Source organism: Proteiniphilum sp. UBA1028, from assembly GCF_002316955.1.
GTDB lineage: Bacteria > Bacteroidota > Bacteroidia > Bacteroidales > Dysgonomonadaceae > Proteiniphilum.
Genome location: NZ_DCEN01000056.1, coordinates 49,906 through 67,417, shown reverse-complemented (window position 1 = coordinate 67,417; position 17,512 = coordinate 49,906). Strand labels below are relative to the sequence as shown.

The following is a 17,512-nucleotide window of genomic DNA, read 5'->3' as shown; positions in this document are numbered from 1 at the left end:
ATACACACAGATCAATAGGGGCACACTTTTCGATTCGGGAACAGGATTGCCTTTTGGAAGGCAATTGACCGGACTACAAGAAATATAAAGGCAGCATTGTCTCTATTTTCGATTCTCCTTTTACCCGAAAGAGATCAAAAAGTGCAAACACATCTGGCAGGTCTTCTGACTTACTCCTTCTTCGCGCGTCCTTCCCGGCTTTGTTAGAAAGCTCCCACATTGAGAGCTGTGAATTGCCAGTGGTGATGAGTAGTGCACGAAGCTTATTCAAAAAGAGCTTACAGCAGCGGGAACTGTTGCCGACTTGCACGGCATTCCCTTTTAATCTTATTCGCGGCGTATGGTGGTTGCGTGAATAAAAAACCAAATGAACAACAAAGGTAATTATTTATTTTTTTTACTACAATTTATTTGCAAATAAAGTTATTAACAAACACAATAAATTATCATATCTATCTGTATTTCTGAGTTAAATGTTTTATACGGGAAAACTTTTCCAAAAAATAAAAATATTAATTTTACTTTTTGGAAAATTCCAAAGTCATTTTAAACTTCCGAAATGTCTTTTTGGATATACATTGATCGAAAAATGAATCCGGGACCTGTTTTTGGATTCACCTCGTTCGCCACACCTTCATAAGTAGTCAAGTTGAAATAATAACTGGAGATAGTTACAGTTGGAGTAAATTAATGTTAACATCTTTAATCTAAAAAAATGTCGAATTGTAAAATATCTTTTCTACCTTTGTAACTTCACATTTTGGTGTTATTCGCCACCTACATTCTTCGTGGTGAATAATGAAAAGGGAATCAGGTGTAAATCCTGAACAGACCCGCTGCTGTAAGCTCCGCTTATGTGCTGAACAATTACCTCAATTGCCACTGTCCCTGTAACGGGTACGGGAAGGCGTTCAGACACGGGAGTAAGTCAGAAGACCTGCCAAAATAAAAATGTTTCATAGCTTTCGGGGAATTGGAGCTTGAAGTACTAAAACGCGCACCACGGCAGTTTTTTCTATTTTATTATTTTGGTCACTCTACTTTTACAAAGAACCACTTCATACGTGCGTTAATTTTACTCAATACCTCTCACTTTCCGGAAGCATAATTTTCGGTAAAATGAATCTATGTAAGAAACCCACACGTTTGGCTGTTATCGGTTTGCTGATCATGACAGCAAACTTATATGGTCAAAGCAGCTTGGATAACCGGCAGCAGCCAGCGGCAAAGACCGATCACCCTCAATCTTTCAGCGACTCAACGGCGATGTTTCTTCAGCTCGACGAGTTTGTGGTTTACGGAAGTCCTCTGATGAAAGAAGTAATTCCCGTACAAAAACTGTCGGGCGAACAACTCAAAAAACTGAGTTCTTTTTCGGTTGCTGATGCCATACGCTTTTTTTCAGGTGTACAGCTTAAAGATTACGGTGGCATCGGGGGGCTGAAAACCGTGAACGTACGAAGTATGGGAACCCATCACGTGGGGGTTTTTTACGATGGCATTCAGTTGGGAAACGCACAGAACGGACAAATAGACTTGGGTAAATTCTCATTGGAAAACATAGAAGAGATATCGCTTTACAACGGACAAAAAAGCAATATCTTTCAGCCGGGAAAAGATTTCGGATCGTCTGCTACAATTTATCTCCGTTCGCGCACCCCGCATTTCGAGGGAAACAAACGATACAACCTGCATACTTCAGTTAAAGGCGGTTCTTTCAACCTGGTCAATCCTTCCCTGTTATACGAATACAAAATCAATGACAACCTAAGTGCTTCCATCAACGGTGAGCATATCAACTCGTCGGGAAAATACAGGTATCGTTATCGACGCATTTTCCCCAATACCGGCACGGTAATGTACGACACCACCGCTGTGAGAGAAAATGGCGATATCATTTCCTCCCGGTTTGAAGGAGGAGTGTTCGGAACAATTCCGAAAGGATATTGGAGAGTGAAAACCTATTTCTACGATTCGGAACGCGGCATACCCGGAGCTATCGTGAATAACCGGTGGAAAAATTCTCAGCGGCAATGGGATCGTAGCTTCTTCATGCAAGGTGTTTTTCAGAAAAGCGTTACACCAAAATACGATCTGTTGGTAAATGCCAAATATGCCTACGATTATATGCGCTACCTTAATCCCGACACCACACTGATGCTTATCGACAACACGTTTAAACAACAAGAGACCTATTTTTCCGTGGCAAACCGATATAACGTTACCAACAAATGGGATGCCGTGCTATCTGCAGATATGCAATACAATGCACTCATATCCGATTTGGACGGTTTTGTTTTCCCGAAACGGGTTACCACGCTCGTTGCTTTGGCAAGTGCGGCCGACCTGGGCAAAGTGAAAATGCAGGGAAGCATGCTGGCAACTTTTGTACGAGAACGAATAAGTTCGGGAAACACCGTCGCCGGTGACAACGCGAAAGCCGCACCCAATAAACAAGAGTTTACTCCCGCGTTCTTTATATCCTACAAACCTTTCAAAAGCAAAAACTTCAACATCAGGGCTTTCTACAAGCACATCTTCAGGATGCCCACGTTTAATGACCTTTATTATACCGATATCGGCAACATTCAATTAAAGCCGGAGTTTACACACCAATATAATGCAGGATTCAGGTACGAAAAAATGCATGAGAAAAACATCATTAAGCAGTGGGAACTTCAAGCCGATGCCTATTACAACGAAGTTACCGATAAAATTGTAGCCGTACCCAAAGGCAGCGGACAATACCGATGGATGATGATGAACTTGGGATACGTGGAGATTCGTGGCGTGGATGTAGCCACATCGGCGACCGTTGAACCACTTAAAGACCTGTTTTTCAATCTTCGTCTCACATACACCTATCAAAAAGCGCAGGATTTTACCAAACGCAAAAGCTCTGTTTTACAAGCAAGCACGTGGGGCGGACAAATAGCCTACATACCGTGGCACAACGGTTCGGTAGTGGGAAGCCTCGATTACAAATCGTGGCAGTTGAATTACAGTTTTATATACGTGGGCGAACGATACCATAGCTCGGCAAACATCCCCACCGAGTATGAGCAGCCTTGGTACACCAACGATATGACGGTGAGCAAGAAATTTACGGTACGGAAAATCAATCTGCGAACGGCATTGGAAATAAACAACCTGCTGAACCAGGACTACGAAGTGGTGCTTAATTACCCTATGCCCCAAAGAAACTATAAACTTTCAATTACTGTAGAAATATGATGAAGGCGGAAAACAAAAGACCGAAAACCGAAAAAGGAAGATCAAAAGAAAAAGAGGCAAGAAAACGCAAAATTGCCTTTCTGGCGATTGTTCTGTTAGTATTTTTCTCCTCCTGTCGCGATGATATGGAAGTGATTCTCTCGGAAGCTATTTTTAGCGGCTTTCCCGAACACATTGACGGATATTGGGGATTCTACCTCCTCAATGAGGGCAATATGGGTAACAACAAAGCTACGTTGGATTATTACGACTTTGCCACCGCCGTTTACAAAAAAAACATCTATGCCGAACGCAACCCCACCGTTCCCAAAGAGATGGGTGATGTGGGCAACGACTTGCAACTTTATGGCAGTAAACTCTACGCCGTTATCAATGTATCCAACAAGGTGGAGGTGATGGACGTGGCAACCACCAAGCGCATTACACAAATAGAAATACCCAATTGCCGCTTTATCAAGTTTCACGGGGGGTATGCCTATGTTACTTCGTACGCTGGACCGGTAGTGATAGATCCCAATTACGAACAGCGCGGCTTTGTGGCAAAAGTAGATACAGCCACGCTGAAAGAGGTGAACAGGTGCATGGTGGGCTTTCAGCCCGATGAGCTGGAAATTGTAAACAACAAAATTTATGTTGCCAACTCAGGCGGATATATGGGTGCGGGAAGCACATCGGGTTACGAACGCACCGTTTCGGTTATAGATATAGCCACCTTTAAAGAAGAAAAACGTATCGATGTAGCCTACAACCTCGAACGCATAAAAGCCGACAGCCGAGGTAACCTGTGGGTAAGTTCACGCGGCGATTACAAGAAATTGCCTGCCTGCCTGTTTTTCATTGACCGGCAAAAGGGAGAAGTAACCGACACCATACCCATTGCCGCCACCAACTACTGGATTGACGATGATTTACTCTACGTCTACGGAACGGAGTTCAGCTACATTACCCACGACTGGGAAATCACCTACAGCATTGTAGATACGCGGACACACGAAATTATCACCCGCAACATCATTACAGACGGAACCGACAAACGGATTGAAAAGCCCTACGGCATTATGGTAAACCCCGTAAACAAAGATATTTACATTACCGATGCCGGGAACTACGTTACTCCCGGCGCGCTCTACTGCTTCACCGCCGGCGGGCGAAAGAAGTGGGAATTGGAGGCGGGGCAAATTCCAGCGCATTTTGTGCTGGTGCCAAGTAAATAAAAAAGAAATAGCCCTATAAGACAGACATATATGAAAACAACTATTCACCTCCTTTTGGCTTTACTATTGATTTCGTCTTGTTCAAAACACAACGAGGTCATAGACAATGCAGAAAAAGAACCCGAAACTGAAGAAATTAGAGAGAATGAAGATACGGAAACAGCAACTCAAGATTTAATTAAACCAAAACTGAAAGCATCTTATAAAGAACAGAATATTTTTGAGATGGTAACGTTTAGCATATCAATAGATGGCAATGATTTTCCTTTTATGAACATCTTTACCTTATCAGCATCATACGATTCCATTGTGTGGAAAGTGATAAATTTAGAGAAAACCCGAAAGGTTTTCAGTTATTCCTCCGATTCCGAAAGTAATTCTGCAAACTTTACATTCCAATGGGGGCATAATTTCTTTTTACCCGACGAGTACAAGACCTGCCTGCTCGGATACAAAAATAATGCGGTAATTTATAGCGATACAGTGAGCATACAGATTACCGATAAAAAAGATTTTTTGGGTTATAACTGGATAGATATAACCAAACAGGGAGATCATACGGAAGGGTTTCAAGACGCTTTATCGGAAAATACGGAATTTGCCATCTTAAAAACTTTCCATAATAATATACCTGGAATACGTTTTTTTTTGAGAGACACTTCATCCGGAAAGGGAAAAACTCTTTCCGACTACATTACTCGGTTATATTCCAATCCAATCTACACGATCGAGAATACCGATTTATTGCGGAAGAAATATCAGACACTGTTCAATAACAAAATAGAAAATGCGCAACCACAAAGCATCTGGATTACTTCCACATCAACCATTGTTTTGTTGAAGTTCGCCCCCAAAGAAAATGCATTTGATTATGAAATATACGCTGAACCAAATAAATAATAAATCCTTTAAACAAATTCATTAACTCATAAACTCAAAAGCAAAATGAAACAGAAGATTCTTTTCGCCATACTATTCACGGCGATGCTCTTTACCGCGTGTAAGGAAGAGATTTTGGCTCCCGATATTTCGGGAATCGAAACCAGCGACTACCTGTTAAACATAGGCGACAAAATAACGCTGGCTCCCAGCGTCAAAAACCTGAAAGGGAATAATTACGAGTGGACGCTGAACGGGAAAAAAATTGCCGATGCCACCACCAACTACACCTTTGTTGCCACACAGCCCGGCATGTTTGTTGTGATTTTCAAGGCGAGCAACAAAGGTGGGGCAGCCGACGAGGCGTTTAAAATAGAGGTGGAAGCACCCATCGAAATTTCGTTCGACAAACCCATTTACACCACTTCCAAAAGTAATGTGCTTGAAATCACGCCCAAAATAACCGGTCCCGAACGCAACGACTACAAGTACGAATGGATGCTTTACGACGCCGTTATAGGAAAAGAAAAAAACATCAATTTTATTGAAGTTAACCCCGGCGACTACGAACTGAAACTCACCGTATCTGCTGGAAAACAATCCGTAACTACAACAACTTTTGTGAAGGTGGAAGAGGCAGACTATAAACAGAGCGCTTACACGCTATTAGAGTATTATCCGGCTCCGGCAAACGGGCTTGACTGGTCGCTTATTGGTGGAGAAACGATGTGGAATCGAAACGAATTTCCCTTAGCATACAACGACTTTATAAATAAAGCAACAGAGATAAGAAAAGGAAGCCCCGCTAACGGTATTCATCTTGGTTCCTGGGGAGGATACGCCACTTTTGAATTTGATCATACAGTAGCCAACATAAAAGGAAAAACAGACTTGGAAATTAGTGCGAAGTTTTCGCAATTTGATCTACCGCAGGTTTTTGTGGCATACGACAAGAATAAAAACGGAAAGCCGGATGAAGACGAATGGTACGAAATTAAAAACCACGATTGGGGTAAGGAAGATATGGCTAATTATGAAATCACCTTCACGTATGACCGTGTTGAAACAGACGAAATGAGCCTTAATACTTATTTTGAATGGAAAGATAATCAAGCTGAGCAGCAATTGGGAGAGGTTCATTACAGTAAAAGATTATCAAGTTCCATTACAAACAGTGGCGACGTATCCACCAAAGGGTTCTTCCCCGGATATTTTATGATCGATAAAGAAAGGAAAGAAGTAATAAAACTAGACGGCTGGCCAAGCGTCATTACCCGGAAAGGAAAACGCATAACACGTGATGTTACTGGTGGCAACTCATTCAATCAAAAACTGAACATTGATATTGATGACGCGGTAAACGAAAAAGGGGAACGTGTTTCGCTTATCGGAATAAACTTTGTAAGAGTACGAAAAATAGTATATCCGTTTGAGAAAAACTTTTCTGTAACACCTCAGGTAGTGGAAGATGCCAATATGAAAGAGGGTAGAATTTTATATGTGGGCCAAATCTTAGACAAACACATATGATACGAGTAGAATAATCTTTTAATTCCTATTAATAAAATGAAATCAATCAACAAATACACATTATACATCTTACTTGCGGTACTTTTCGCTGCAAGCTGTACCAAAGAAGCCGAAGTGGGTATTGTTCCCGTTATTTCGGGACTCGAAAGCGAATACATCGCCACCGTGAAACAAACGTTGGAACTGAAACCCACCGTAGAAAATGCACCCGATGCCATTTATACGTGGCTCCTTAACGGAGTGGAAGAAAGTACTGCCGCCACCTACACCTTTACCGCGCCATCGGTAGCCGGAACGCACACGTTGGTGTTTCGCGCCGCATCATCGAGCGGAATGGCACAAAAAGTAATCTCCATTGAAGTGGGCAACTTCACCCCCATAAACGCATTAACAAATACTGTTTTACCGCTGGAAACGCCCAGGAGTTTGGAAGGAATACAAAACATAGAGTGGCAAGTAATCAAAGCATCGAGCGATTTATACCGATTGGAATATTCCGAAACGGAAGTGCCTCAGTTCATCTCGGCAAAAACCGGACGTTATACCATCAAAGCTATCACACCCGACGGGTTGGAAGACGGATATATGATACTGGTTCGTGCCGGAGAAAAAGTGCAATCGCCCTACATTTCGCACGTGTTTGACTATTTGCCCGCTCCCGGACAATTTGTAAACAAACTACCCAAATATGATGAAGGCGACACGCACGACGATATGGTTGCCAAAACTGCCTCTCATTTGGTGGGTGAAAATGCCACAATGATTACCCTCGGCGGCTGGGGGGGATACGTTACGTTTGATTTTGACCACACCATAGCCAATGTTTCGGGTAAACGCGATTTCACCATCAACGGAAATGCTTTTGGCGCAGCAGCCAATCCCCGTCCCGATGCACCTTTTGGCGGTAGCTGTGAACCGGCGGTTATTATGGTGGCTTACGATAAAAATAAAAACGGAAAACCCGACGACGATGAGTGGTACGAAATTAAAGGCAGCGGAAATTTTACTGCAGAGAATGAGTCGTGGTATGAAATGGCTGTGAACAATAAAAACGACGTGCGCACTTTCCGCGATTACGAAATGACATTTTACCGTCCTGTTAACGATGACGAAGCACCTATAAAAAATTATATTTATTGGACAGACAACCAAGGACAGGAAGGTTACAAAGTAAAGAATGGGTTCCACAAGCAGAGTTACTATCCGGGATGGATAAAAGAAGACAAGATCACCTACAAAGGTATCCGCCTTGCCGATAATGGTATTGACGAAAGTGGACAAGGTAGCTATTACGTGCTTTATGCTTTCCGCTACGGCTATGCCGATAATTACCCCAACCACTCAGAAAATGCCGGAATCGACATCGATTGGGCAATAGACAAAGAGGGCAAACCTGCCAACCTTCCCGGTATCGATTTTGTGAAAGTATATAACGGCGTGGACAAAGAAAACGGTTGGTTAGGCGAAGCATCTGCCGAGATTGCCGGCGCATACGATTTGCATATGAGAGGTATAAGTTTTAACACGATAAAAGAGTAATTCCCGGTCTGAGGAGGAAAATATTTACCTTTGTCAAAGCTTCAAACTTTGACAAAGGTATTCACAAAAACGGCAATTAAAAAAACAGCAAACAAAATTCACCGGAAATCAAGCCGTTTTCTGTCAATTTTCGAATCCACGATGTTTCGGTTTCATAACGGCATGTTTCCGTGCTTCTTAGGGGGATTTGATTCTGTTTTGTTGGCCGTCATTTCCAATGCCTGAATTAACTTGAAACGGGTGTCTTTGGGCAGGATGATCTCATCAATATATCCTTTTTCCGCTGCACGGTAGGGATTTGAAAAAAAATGGCTGTATTCATTCACGGCATGCTGTTTCTCCACCTCGCCGGAAGAACGGTAAAGGATATTCACGGCTCCCGCAGCGCCCATCACGGCGATCTCGGTATTCGGGTAGGCAAAATTCACATCAGCTCCCGACTCCTTGGAAGACATGACCACGTAGGCACCACCGTATGCCTTTCGTGTGATGAGCGTGATTTTAGGTACGGTGGCTTCCACATAGGCATACACAATCTTGGCGCCGTGTCGGATGATGCCGTTGTGTTCCTGATCGCGACCGGGAAGGAATCCGGGTACATCCACAAAAGATATAATCGGAATATCGAAGCAGTCGCAGAACCGGATAAATCGTGCCGCCTTATCCGAAGCATCAATATCAAGTACTCCAGCCAGATAAGCCGGCTGATTTGCTACGATCCCCACGGGACGACCTCCGAGGCGTGCAAAGCCAATTACCATGTTTTGTGCGAACTGCGGCATAATCTCAAAGAAGTAATTCTCGTCGGCTATCTCTTCAATGAGCTTCTTTATGTCATAAGGAAGATTTGAGTCTTCGGGAATCAGTGTCTGCAGCCCGGGTGATTCACGATAGATGTTGTCCCGGGTAGGAACCAAAGGAGGGTCTTCCATATTATTGGAGGGGAGAAAACTCAGCAACTCCCTGATCATCATCAGTGTCTCTTCTTCGTCGTTTCCCACAAAATGAGCTACTCCGCTTTTGACCGAGTGAACACCGGCGCCACCCAACTCCTCCTTAGTCAATGTTTCGTGGGTTACTGTTTTTACAACATCAGGACCGGTAACAAACATGTAGCTTTTCTCTTTTACCATAAAGATAAAATCGGTCAATGCCGGAGAATAACAGGCGCCACCCGCACATGGACCCAAGATCGCTGAGATCTGGGGAACCACACCCGATGATTTAATATTTTGATAAAAAATGTCGGAATAACCACTGAGGGCCGTCACACCTTCCTGTATACGTGCTCCGCCTGAGTCGTTCAACGCAATGACCGGAGCTCCGTTTTTTAGTGCCAACTTTTGTACTTTGACAATCTTATTGGCGTTTGACCGCCCAAGAGATCCCCCAAATACGGTAAAATCATACGCATATACGTAAACAAGACGACCGTCAATTTTTCCATAACCACATACTACGCCATCCCCTGGGATGCGCTTGTTTTGCATATTGTATTGATGTGTTTCGTGAAGTACCAGTTTATCAATCTCCACAAATGTACTATCATCCAGCAGTATGTTGATTCTTTCGCGTGCTGTCAGTTTACCTGCCTCTTTTTGCTTCTCAACTGCTTTTTCACCTCCGCCTGCCTCGGCTACACGGTTTTTTTCCTCAAAGTCCTCATATATTTCCTGTAATGTCATCGTTGCTATTGTTACGTTGTTTTGAATGTGATGAGTGTCTGATCCCGAATTACGGAATCGCCTTCTTCCACGTGAATTTTTTCCACAATGGCATTTTGAGCTGCCGTATAGGTACTCTGCATTTTCATGGCTTCCACCACAATGAGCGGATCACCCTGTTTTACTTCCATCTCTTCGGAAACCATTATTTTTATGATCTTTCCCGGCATGGGAGAAGCAATCGTTTCCTGTGCTTCTTCAGTTGCCGGTTGTCGTCCTCTTACATATTTTTTCTGTGGATGGGAAAGTTCGATATCAAAATAACGAAAATTGGTGGTGATTGTATATTTGCCATCCGAATGCCTCACAGATTCTGCATTATAGGAACGCCCTTCGTGCAGAATGGAGCAAAACCCGTTCTCAGACATTACCACGTCGATATTATATACTTTTCCGTCGACAGATATTTCCACCTTATTTCCATCTTTCGATAACAGCTCCACTTCGCACATCCTGTTGCCTATCTTTGCCTTCATGTTAATATATGTTTGCTGATAAGAAGATTAAATCCTCAATACTCCCTTTTGTTTGCCAAAAGCACGCCACCGACTTATTGGAAGGTTATCAATGGGCGAGGCTGAAGGCACGTCATTGCTGTTTACAATATAGTCAATATAGGCAGCAATAGTGGCCATATCCTCTATTTCATTGTCAATGCCGGCGCTTTTCTGCAGCTTCTTGCTGTTGTCTTCGATAAAATGCGTTGTATAATTACCCTTTACAAAATCTCGTGTATCCATAATTCGTCGGAGATAATCGATGTTGGTTTTTACCCCCGTGATCTTATATTCGTAGAGTACACGGCGCATCCGCTCCAGTGCATATACACGGCTGGTAGCCCATACGATCAGTTTGCCAATCATTGCATCGTAATAGACCGGTATTTCGTACCCATTGTAAATGTGACTGTCTACCCGTACACCAATCCCTTCGGGAGTTTGAATATGACGAATAATGCCGGGCGAAGGGGCGAAATTATTATCGGGATCTTCTGCATATATACGGCACTCGATCGCATGCCCCCTTTGGTGCAATCTCTTCTGGGTTAAGCGCAATTTCTTCCCGTTGGCTATATGGATTTGCTCCTTCACCAGGTCTATACCCAATACCTCTTCCGTAATGGGATGTTCCACCTGAAGGCGTGTGTTCATTTCGAGAAAGTAGAAGTTCATTTCCCCATCTACCAGAAACTCGATAGTTCCTGCCCCGGTATAACCAATGGACTTCGCTGCTCTGACGGCGATGGATCCCATTGCCATACGGGTTTTCTCATCGATAAAAGGGGAGGGACTCTCCTCAACGATCTTTTGGTGACGACGCTGTACCGAACATTCCCGGTCGAACAGGTGAATCACATTTCCGTAAGAATCGCCCAGAAACTGAATTTCTATGTGGTGGGGCGACTCAATGTATTTTTCGATATAAACAGAATCATTTCCAAACGAAGCCAATGCTTCCGATTTCGCGGCATCGTAAGCTTCCTGCAACTGTTTTTCTTCGTAAACCAGTCGCATCCCTTTACCTCCACCTCCTGCTGTTGCTTTGATAATGACAGGAAATCCTATTTTCCGACATACCCGAAACAGGTCCCTTGGCTTCATATCTTCTGAGGTGCCAGGAACGACAGGGACTTTTGCTTCCAGCATCTTCCGGCGGGCAGAGATCTTATCGCCCATTGCCTCGATGCTCTCTGCCGAAGGACCAATAAAAATGATACCTTCTGCCTTGCAGCGTCGTGCAAAATCGGCATTCTCACTCAAAAAACCATAACCAGGATGAATGGCATCGGCTTGAAACTGCTTTGCTGCACTGATAATTTTATCTGCTCGGAGATAACTTTCCTGAGAGGAGGCCAAACCTATGCATACCGCTTCGTCGGCATATGTAACGTGGCGTGAAGTACGGTCGACCTCGGAATAGACTGCCACAGTACGAATACCCATTTCTTTACATGTACGCATTACACGAATAGCTATTTCTCCCCGATTTGCTATTAATATTTTATTTATCACAACTCACAACGATTAAAATTGATTTTACCTTATACACCCGATTCAATTTTTCAAAAGAATATTATTCAAACAATTTTTAGTATTAATTGTTCCCGGATTGCACATATTTCATAGATGTGTGCATTATACAGATGATGCACCAAAAAAGGCACCCCATTTATCTGGAGTGCCTTTTTTGGTGCGAAATAGTCAGCAAAGTAGAAAATACAAATAATTTAAACTTTACCGGTCATGTTAAAATCCGTTAATTGTTCCTTTATAAAAACCGGTAACACATCGGTTATCAGGTAATGCAAGAGAAATCTTCAAATCGCTGATACCTGTACCGTCCAAAACTTTAATTTGTACGTTGGCACTTTGAAAAGCAGTTCTACCCGAGCTGTTACCAGAATAGGTCATGCCGTTTACGGCACCATTTACCTGCCATTCGCCTTGTGCCAAAGGGATTGTGAATATGGTGTCTGTCAGCGTGGCAGGAAAAGTCAATTCCATAAAATTATCGCCTGCAGCCCCTTGGCTGTCGGTATACAATTGGAACGTGAAGCTGTCGCCCGTGCGAAAAGACTTTCCATACCGGATGGATGTCTTCTTTCCATCAAAGGACAAATAGTTGTTGTCGGAGCCGATGTTTTCTCCTAAATTGTCGCAACTTGCCAAAATAAAAACAAGAGCGATTGCAGCGAATGTAGTTCTTTTCATTTGTTTGTGAATGTGTGTTTGTGAATGTGCTAAATTATAATGATTCTCAATTATCTACTTTACTCTCCAGATAACGAATCAATGTTTCACTCTTCTCCTTTTCAAATTTCAACTGCTCGATGTTGAGCAGCAGCGTGGATAGTTCAAAAGATTGGGCTATACCTTGTTTGGCAGCATCGTCCAACGTCATGGAGATGGTTCTGTTTCCAATAAAAGTCACCCGGATTGGTTCATGGGGGAAACTATAAATGAAACGGGCTACTCCGTTTTCGTTGTTCCCAGTATACCGGACAATCTCGTAGGTTTTGTCACTTGTCCGAAAACGGTAGTTGAATCCGTCGGAAGTGACGGCTAGCGTTTCGGCAAAACTGCCTTCTTTCGTGGATACTTTTATTTTACTGTGCTTAATAGGAGTTCCCGATAAGATACTCTCGATGAAAAAAAAACCCTTTTCGCCAACGCCTGAACGGAGACCATTTTTGTTCAACGACGATTGATAGGGATAAATTTTTGGATAGTATTCGCCAAATTCCTGATAACGATCGTCCCGTACATAATCGAAGCGTGTGAGTACCTCGCTCAACTGATTGTAATTTTCCCGTAACATGGAATCGCAAAAAAGGATGTTCCTTCTGTTTTCTGCAAGTCGTATATCCTGCATCAGGGCAAACCCCTCTTTAATCTCATTAAAAGATTTAGGATAAAGGATCTTAATGCTGTCAATCTTCAACTTGGCAAGTATATAGTTCGATTCATTGTATGCCTGTTCGGCTTCCGTTAAATAAGTTTTTGCATCTCTTTTCTTTCCTGAACAGGAGAAAAAAGTCAGCAATAAAAACGACAACAAGGAGAATCGAATAAAAAAGCGCATTGCAAAAGAAAATTTATCTTACAAAAATTACCTTCTACTCATCTTTATATTGCAAATTTACAAAATATATCGGCAAAATGGACGTTTTAAAGCCCATTTATTGTAAATTTGTAATTTATAACAGATAAGTAGCTGTAGTGAAGATGTATATGGAGATATCCCAAGAGGAGATTCAGTCTTATTTAAATATTCCTGTATTAAAGCTTATTTCACGTGTGGCAGATGAAAATAAACTGCCATGCTTTCTGATTGGAGGCTATGTGCGCGATTTCTTTTTGCGCCGTCCTTCAAAGGATATAGATGTGGTGGCCGTGGGTAAGGGAATCGCATTGGCCGAAGCTGTTGCGAGAGAGCTGGGCAGGCAGACGCATTTGACGGTGTTTAAAAACTTTGGTACTGCACAACTGAAGTTCAAAGATCTTGAAATTGAATTTGTGGGTGCCCGGAAAGAATCATACAGTCATGATTCGCGGAAGCCGATCGTAGAAAACGGTACACTGGAGGATGACCAGAAAAGGCGGGACTTTACCATCAACGCCATGGCTTTTTGTCTGAACAACGATCGCTATGGGGAGTTGCTTGATCCCTTTAACGGCATCCAGGATCTGGAGGATTTGATTATTCGTACCCCTCTCGACCCTGACATCACTTTTAGCGACGATCCGCTGCGTATGATGCGGGCCGTTCGTTTTGCCTCCCAGCTGGGCTTTGACATTCACCCCGATACATTCGATGCAATCGGGCAAAATAAGAAGCGCATTCAGATTGTTTCCATGGAACGCATCACGGACGAGCTCAACAAAATCATTCTGTCACCAAAACCTTCTATCGGTCTTAACCTTCTCGAAAAGACAGGCCTGCTGGATATTATTTTTCCGGAACTATCCGCACTAAAAGGAGCTGAAACGAAAGACGGGGTAGGGCATAAAGACAATTTTCAGCATACTCTCATCGTGCTCGATAATATTTCCCGCCAAACCGACAACCTCTGGCTGCGATGGTCTGCCTTGTTGCACGATATTGCGAAGCCCGTCACAAAGCGCTGGGATCCGAAACTGGGGTGGACATTCTACAACCATAACTTCATTGGTGAAAAAATGATTCCAAAAATATTCAGACGAATGAAGCTTCCCCAAAACGAAAAAATGAAATATATCCAAAAAATGGTGTCGCTACACATGCGTCCCATGCAGCTGGTGGAAGAGGAGGTGACGGATTCTGCTGTACGTAGGTTGCTTTTTGATGCGGGTGATGACATTGACGATCTGATGACACTTTGTGAAGCCGATATTACCTCCAAAAACCCGGAGAAAGTGAAGCGGTTTATGAACAACTTCAAAATTGTGCGAAAAAAATTGTTGGAGATAGAGGAGAAAGATCGTGTACGCAATTTTCAACCTCCCGTCGATGGGCAGGAGATTATGGATCTGTTTGGTCTCCCGCCGGGGCGCGAGGTGGGCTTGTTGAAATCAGCCATTAAGGAAGCTATTCTTGACGGTGTGATTCCCAATGAACACAGTGCTGCGTACAAATTTCTGCTGAAAAAAGCAAGTGAGTTAAATCTGAAGCCTCTCCCAGATAATTGATTCAGCCACGATAGAGGTAAATCCTCACTTTTTTATGAACTTTTAGGTTATAAAGATGTTTATCGTTCGAAATTTTATACGATTCACTTTTTTTAATCGTATGGAATTCAATGAGTCGATGGCGTTTCCGCGTAAATAATTTTGTTTTAGGTTAAATATTAATATGTTCGTTTCATTACTTAATTTACTTTCGCATAATCATGCCTCACAGATGGTCATTGATTCTGCATTTTGGATAGGGTTTATCATCCTCATCATTGTCCTGCTGGCACTCGACATGTTCGTTTTCCACAAAAAGGGAGAAGTAGTAAATGTGAAAAAAGCCTTGTGGCTGAGTCTATTCTGGATCTCTCTGGCACTTTTTTTCAACGTCTTCATCTATTTTGTATTTGGGAAAGAGCCTGCCCTGGAATTTTTCACAGCGTACGTCATTGAGAAATCATTGAGTATTGATAATCTTTTTGTCTTCATCCTTATTTTCTCATCCTTTAAAATTCATCCCAGATATCAGCACGACGTACTCTTCTGGGGTATTTTGGGCGCGTTGATCTTTCGGGCAATATTCATCTTTGCTGGCATCACCCTGATCGAACGATTCGCATGGATCATGTATATCTTTGGCGGATTTCTCGTAATTACCGGTATAAAGATGGTCGTGGACCAAGTGCGGACAAAGGAGAATGAACAGGAAGGCCAAATCAAAGATATGAATCAAAACCCTTTTGTGAAATTCATTCGCAGGGTTTTCCCCATGACTGACGACATGTCGGAGCCAACGTTTTTTAAAAGAATCGACGGGAAGAAGGTTGCAACACCTTTTTTTCTTGCATTGCTGGTTATTGAAATGACCGATCTCGTCTTTGCAATCGATTCTATTCCGGCCGTGCTCGCAGTATCGACCAACATGTTCATTGTCTATACATCCAATATTTTTGCCATTTTGGGTCTGCGTTCTCTTTATTTCGCCCTGAGAGGTGTGATGGATTATTTCTATTATTTAAAGTATGCACTTAGTGCCATACTCATCTTCATCGGAAGTAAGATGACCATCAATCATTATGCACACGAAAACGGATCTTCATTTTATATTGCCACAACCACATCCCTTCTGATTATTGTGACACTTATTGCAGTTTCCATCGTGGCATCCATCATTCGAAGCAAACTGCTGGAGAAAAAAGTTGTTGAAGAAAATGTAGGGAATCTATAAATTACGTTTTTTTGCCTTAATATTTCCCCTTATGTCTCTTTTTCTGCGAGTTTTTTTATTACTTTGCGGTTAATTTTGGAGTAAGTGCGCTTTCTCAATTTTTTGCCTTTCGTTTATCCGAAGATCGTATGTCGAACAAGAAAAAAGTATCCGTCGCCAGATTCTTAAATGCAAAAATAACATCCACAATCAGTATCTCACTGGTTCTGGTGTTGTTGGGACTGACTGTGCTGATTCTCTTTATGGGAAATGGTTTGTCGGATTATATGAAGGAAAATATGAGCTTCAATGTGATGCTTTCGTCCGATGTGAGCGATGCCCGGATCAACGAAATACGCAAAAATCTCGATGCACAACCCTTCGTTAAATCGTCACGTTTTATCAGTAAACAGGAAGCCAAAGACCAACTGATCAGCGATTTGGGTGAAGATCCTGAAGAGCTGCTGGGCTACAATCCCGCACAGGACTGCATTGAGATTTTTCTTCATGCCCAGTATGCGAATAACGATAGCATCCGGATGATCAGCACGGTTATCAGACAGGATCACAATGTAACCGACATGCTTTATCAGCAGGAAGCGATTGATCTCATAAACAACAATCTTTCCAAAGTGATGACGGTGTTGCTGATCCTCGCAGCCATCCTGTTATTTATCTCCTTTACGCTTATCCGCAACACCATTCGTTTAAGCATTTACTCCAAAAGGTTTTTGATTCACACTATGAAGCTGGTGGGTGCTACATCGGCCTTTATCAGAAAACCATTTGTGGTGAACAATGTTTATACCGGGATTATAGCCGGGATCATCGCAGATGGTATCATTTGGTTGATGATTGCCTATTTCAACCGGGAATATGTGTCGATACATCCCATCGTATCGGTTGTCGACCTGGGAATTATATTCGGGGTTGTCATTTTGCTCGGTGTATTCATTACCACCACAGCCACAGCATTTGCGGTAAACAGGTATCTAAAAATGCAAACCGACCAACTTTATTACGTATAAAACATTC

Annotated in this window: 13 protein-coding genes and 2 riboswitches; of the genes, 8 read left to right on the top strand and 5 right to left on the bottom strand. The window is 42.7% G+C overall.

Annotated features, from left to right (window positions below):
• Nucleotides 1-138: 138 nt before the first annotated feature.
• Nucleotides 139-383: riboswitch (cobalamin riboswitch) on the bottom strand.
• Between the two features lie 361 nt (nt 384-744).
• Nucleotides 745-959, top strand: a riboswitch (cobalamin riboswitch).
• 160 nt (nt 960-1,119) lie between these two features.
• From B3Z75_RS10465 to B3Z75_RS10445, 5 genes are all read left to right on the top strand, one after another.
• Nucleotides 1,120-3,234, top strand: coding sequence for a TonB-dependent receptor (locus tag B3Z75_RS10465; protein WP_294071326.1), 2,115 nt, complete (start codon nt 1,120-1,122; stop codon nt 3,232-3,234).
• A gap of 125 nt (nt 3,235-3,359) precedes the next feature.
• Nucleotides 3,360-4,448 (top strand): YncE family protein, encoded by a 1,089-nt coding sequence (locus tag B3Z75_RS10460; protein WP_294071359.1) that lies wholly within the window; start codon nt 3,360-3,362, stop codon nt 4,446-4,448.
• A 30-nt stretch (nt 4,449-4,478) separates the two neighbouring features.
• Entirely contained in the window at nt 4,479-5,348 is an 870-nt protein-coding gene (locus B3Z75_RS10455) for a hypothetical protein (protein WP_294071323.1), read from the top strand.
• A gap of 45 nt (nt 5,349-5,393) precedes the next feature.
• Nucleotides 5,394-6,857 (top strand): PKD-like domain-containing protein, encoded by a 1,464-nt coding sequence (locus B3Z75_RS10450; RefSeq protein ID WP_294071319.1) that lies wholly within the window; start codon nt 5,394-5,396, stop codon nt 6,855-6,857.
• A 36-nt stretch (nt 6,858-6,893) separates the two neighbouring features.
• Complete coding sequence (locus B3Z75_RS10445; RefSeq protein WP_294071316.1) at nt 6,894-8,396, top strand: PKD-like domain-containing protein; 1,503 nt, start codon at nt 6,894-6,896, stop codon at nt 8,394-8,396.
• Nucleotides 8,397-8,548: 152 nt separating this feature from the next.
• On the opposite strand, the gene B3Z75_RS10440 is transcribed toward B3Z75_RS10445, so the two are convergent.
• The 5 genes from B3Z75_RS10440 to B3Z75_RS10420 all read right to left on the bottom strand — a co-directional run bounded on the left by B3Z75_RS10440 (nt 8,549) and on the right by B3Z75_RS10420 (nt 13,702).
• Nucleotides 8,549-10,081 (bottom strand): acyl-CoA carboxylase subunit beta, encoded by a 1,533-nt coding sequence (locus B3Z75_RS10440; RefSeq protein ID WP_294071313.1) that lies wholly within the window; start codon nt 10,079-10,081, stop codon nt 8,549-8,551.
• Between the two features lie 11 nt (nt 10,082-10,092).
• Nucleotides 10,093-10,596 (bottom strand): biotin/lipoyl-containing protein, encoded by a 504-nt coding sequence (locus B3Z75_RS10435; protein ID WP_294071310.1) that lies wholly within the window; start codon nt 10,594-10,596, stop codon nt 10,093-10,095.
• Between the two features lie 27 nt (nt 10,597-10,623).
• Nucleotides 10,624-12,132: an acetyl-CoA carboxylase biotin carboxylase subunit gene (gene accC, locus B3Z75_RS10430; protein WP_294071307.1), complete on the bottom strand. Its 1,509-nt coding sequence runs from the start codon at nt 12,130-12,132 to the stop codon at nt 10,624-10,626.
• A 234-nt stretch (nt 12,133-12,366) separates the two neighbouring features.
• Nucleotides 12,367-12,831, bottom strand: a complete 465-nt coding sequence (locus B3Z75_RS10425; protein ID WP_294071303.1) for a hypothetical protein — start codon at nt 12,829-12,831, stop codon at nt 12,367-12,369.
• Nucleotides 12,832-12,877: 46 nt separating this feature from the next.
• Nucleotides 12,878-13,702, bottom strand: coding sequence for a hypothetical protein (locus B3Z75_RS10420; RefSeq protein ID WP_294071300.1), 825 nt, complete (start codon nt 13,700-13,702; stop codon nt 12,878-12,880).
• 149 nt (nt 13,703-13,851) lie between these two features.
• On the opposite strand from B3Z75_RS10420, the gene B3Z75_RS10415 reads away from it, so the two are divergent.
• From B3Z75_RS10415 to B3Z75_RS10405, 3 genes are all read left to right on the top strand, one after another.
• Nucleotides 13,852-15,288: a CCA tRNA nucleotidyltransferase gene (locus tag B3Z75_RS10415; protein ID WP_294071297.1), complete on the top strand. Its 1,437-nt coding sequence runs from the start codon at nt 13,852-13,854 to the stop codon at nt 15,286-15,288.
• A gap of 163 nt (nt 15,289-15,451) precedes the next feature.
• On the top strand, nt 15,452-16,498 hold the full coding sequence (locus B3Z75_RS10410; RefSeq protein WP_294071294.1) for a TerC family protein: 1,047 nt from the start codon (nt 15,452-15,454) through the stop codon (nt 16,496-16,498).
• A gap of 128 nt (nt 16,499-16,626) precedes the next feature.
• Nucleotides 16,627-17,505, top strand: coding sequence for a cell division protein FtsX (locus B3Z75_RS10405; RefSeq protein WP_294071291.1), 879 nt, complete (start codon nt 16,627-16,629; stop codon nt 17,503-17,505).
• The last annotated feature ends 7 nt before the right edge of the window (nt 17,506-17,512 follow it).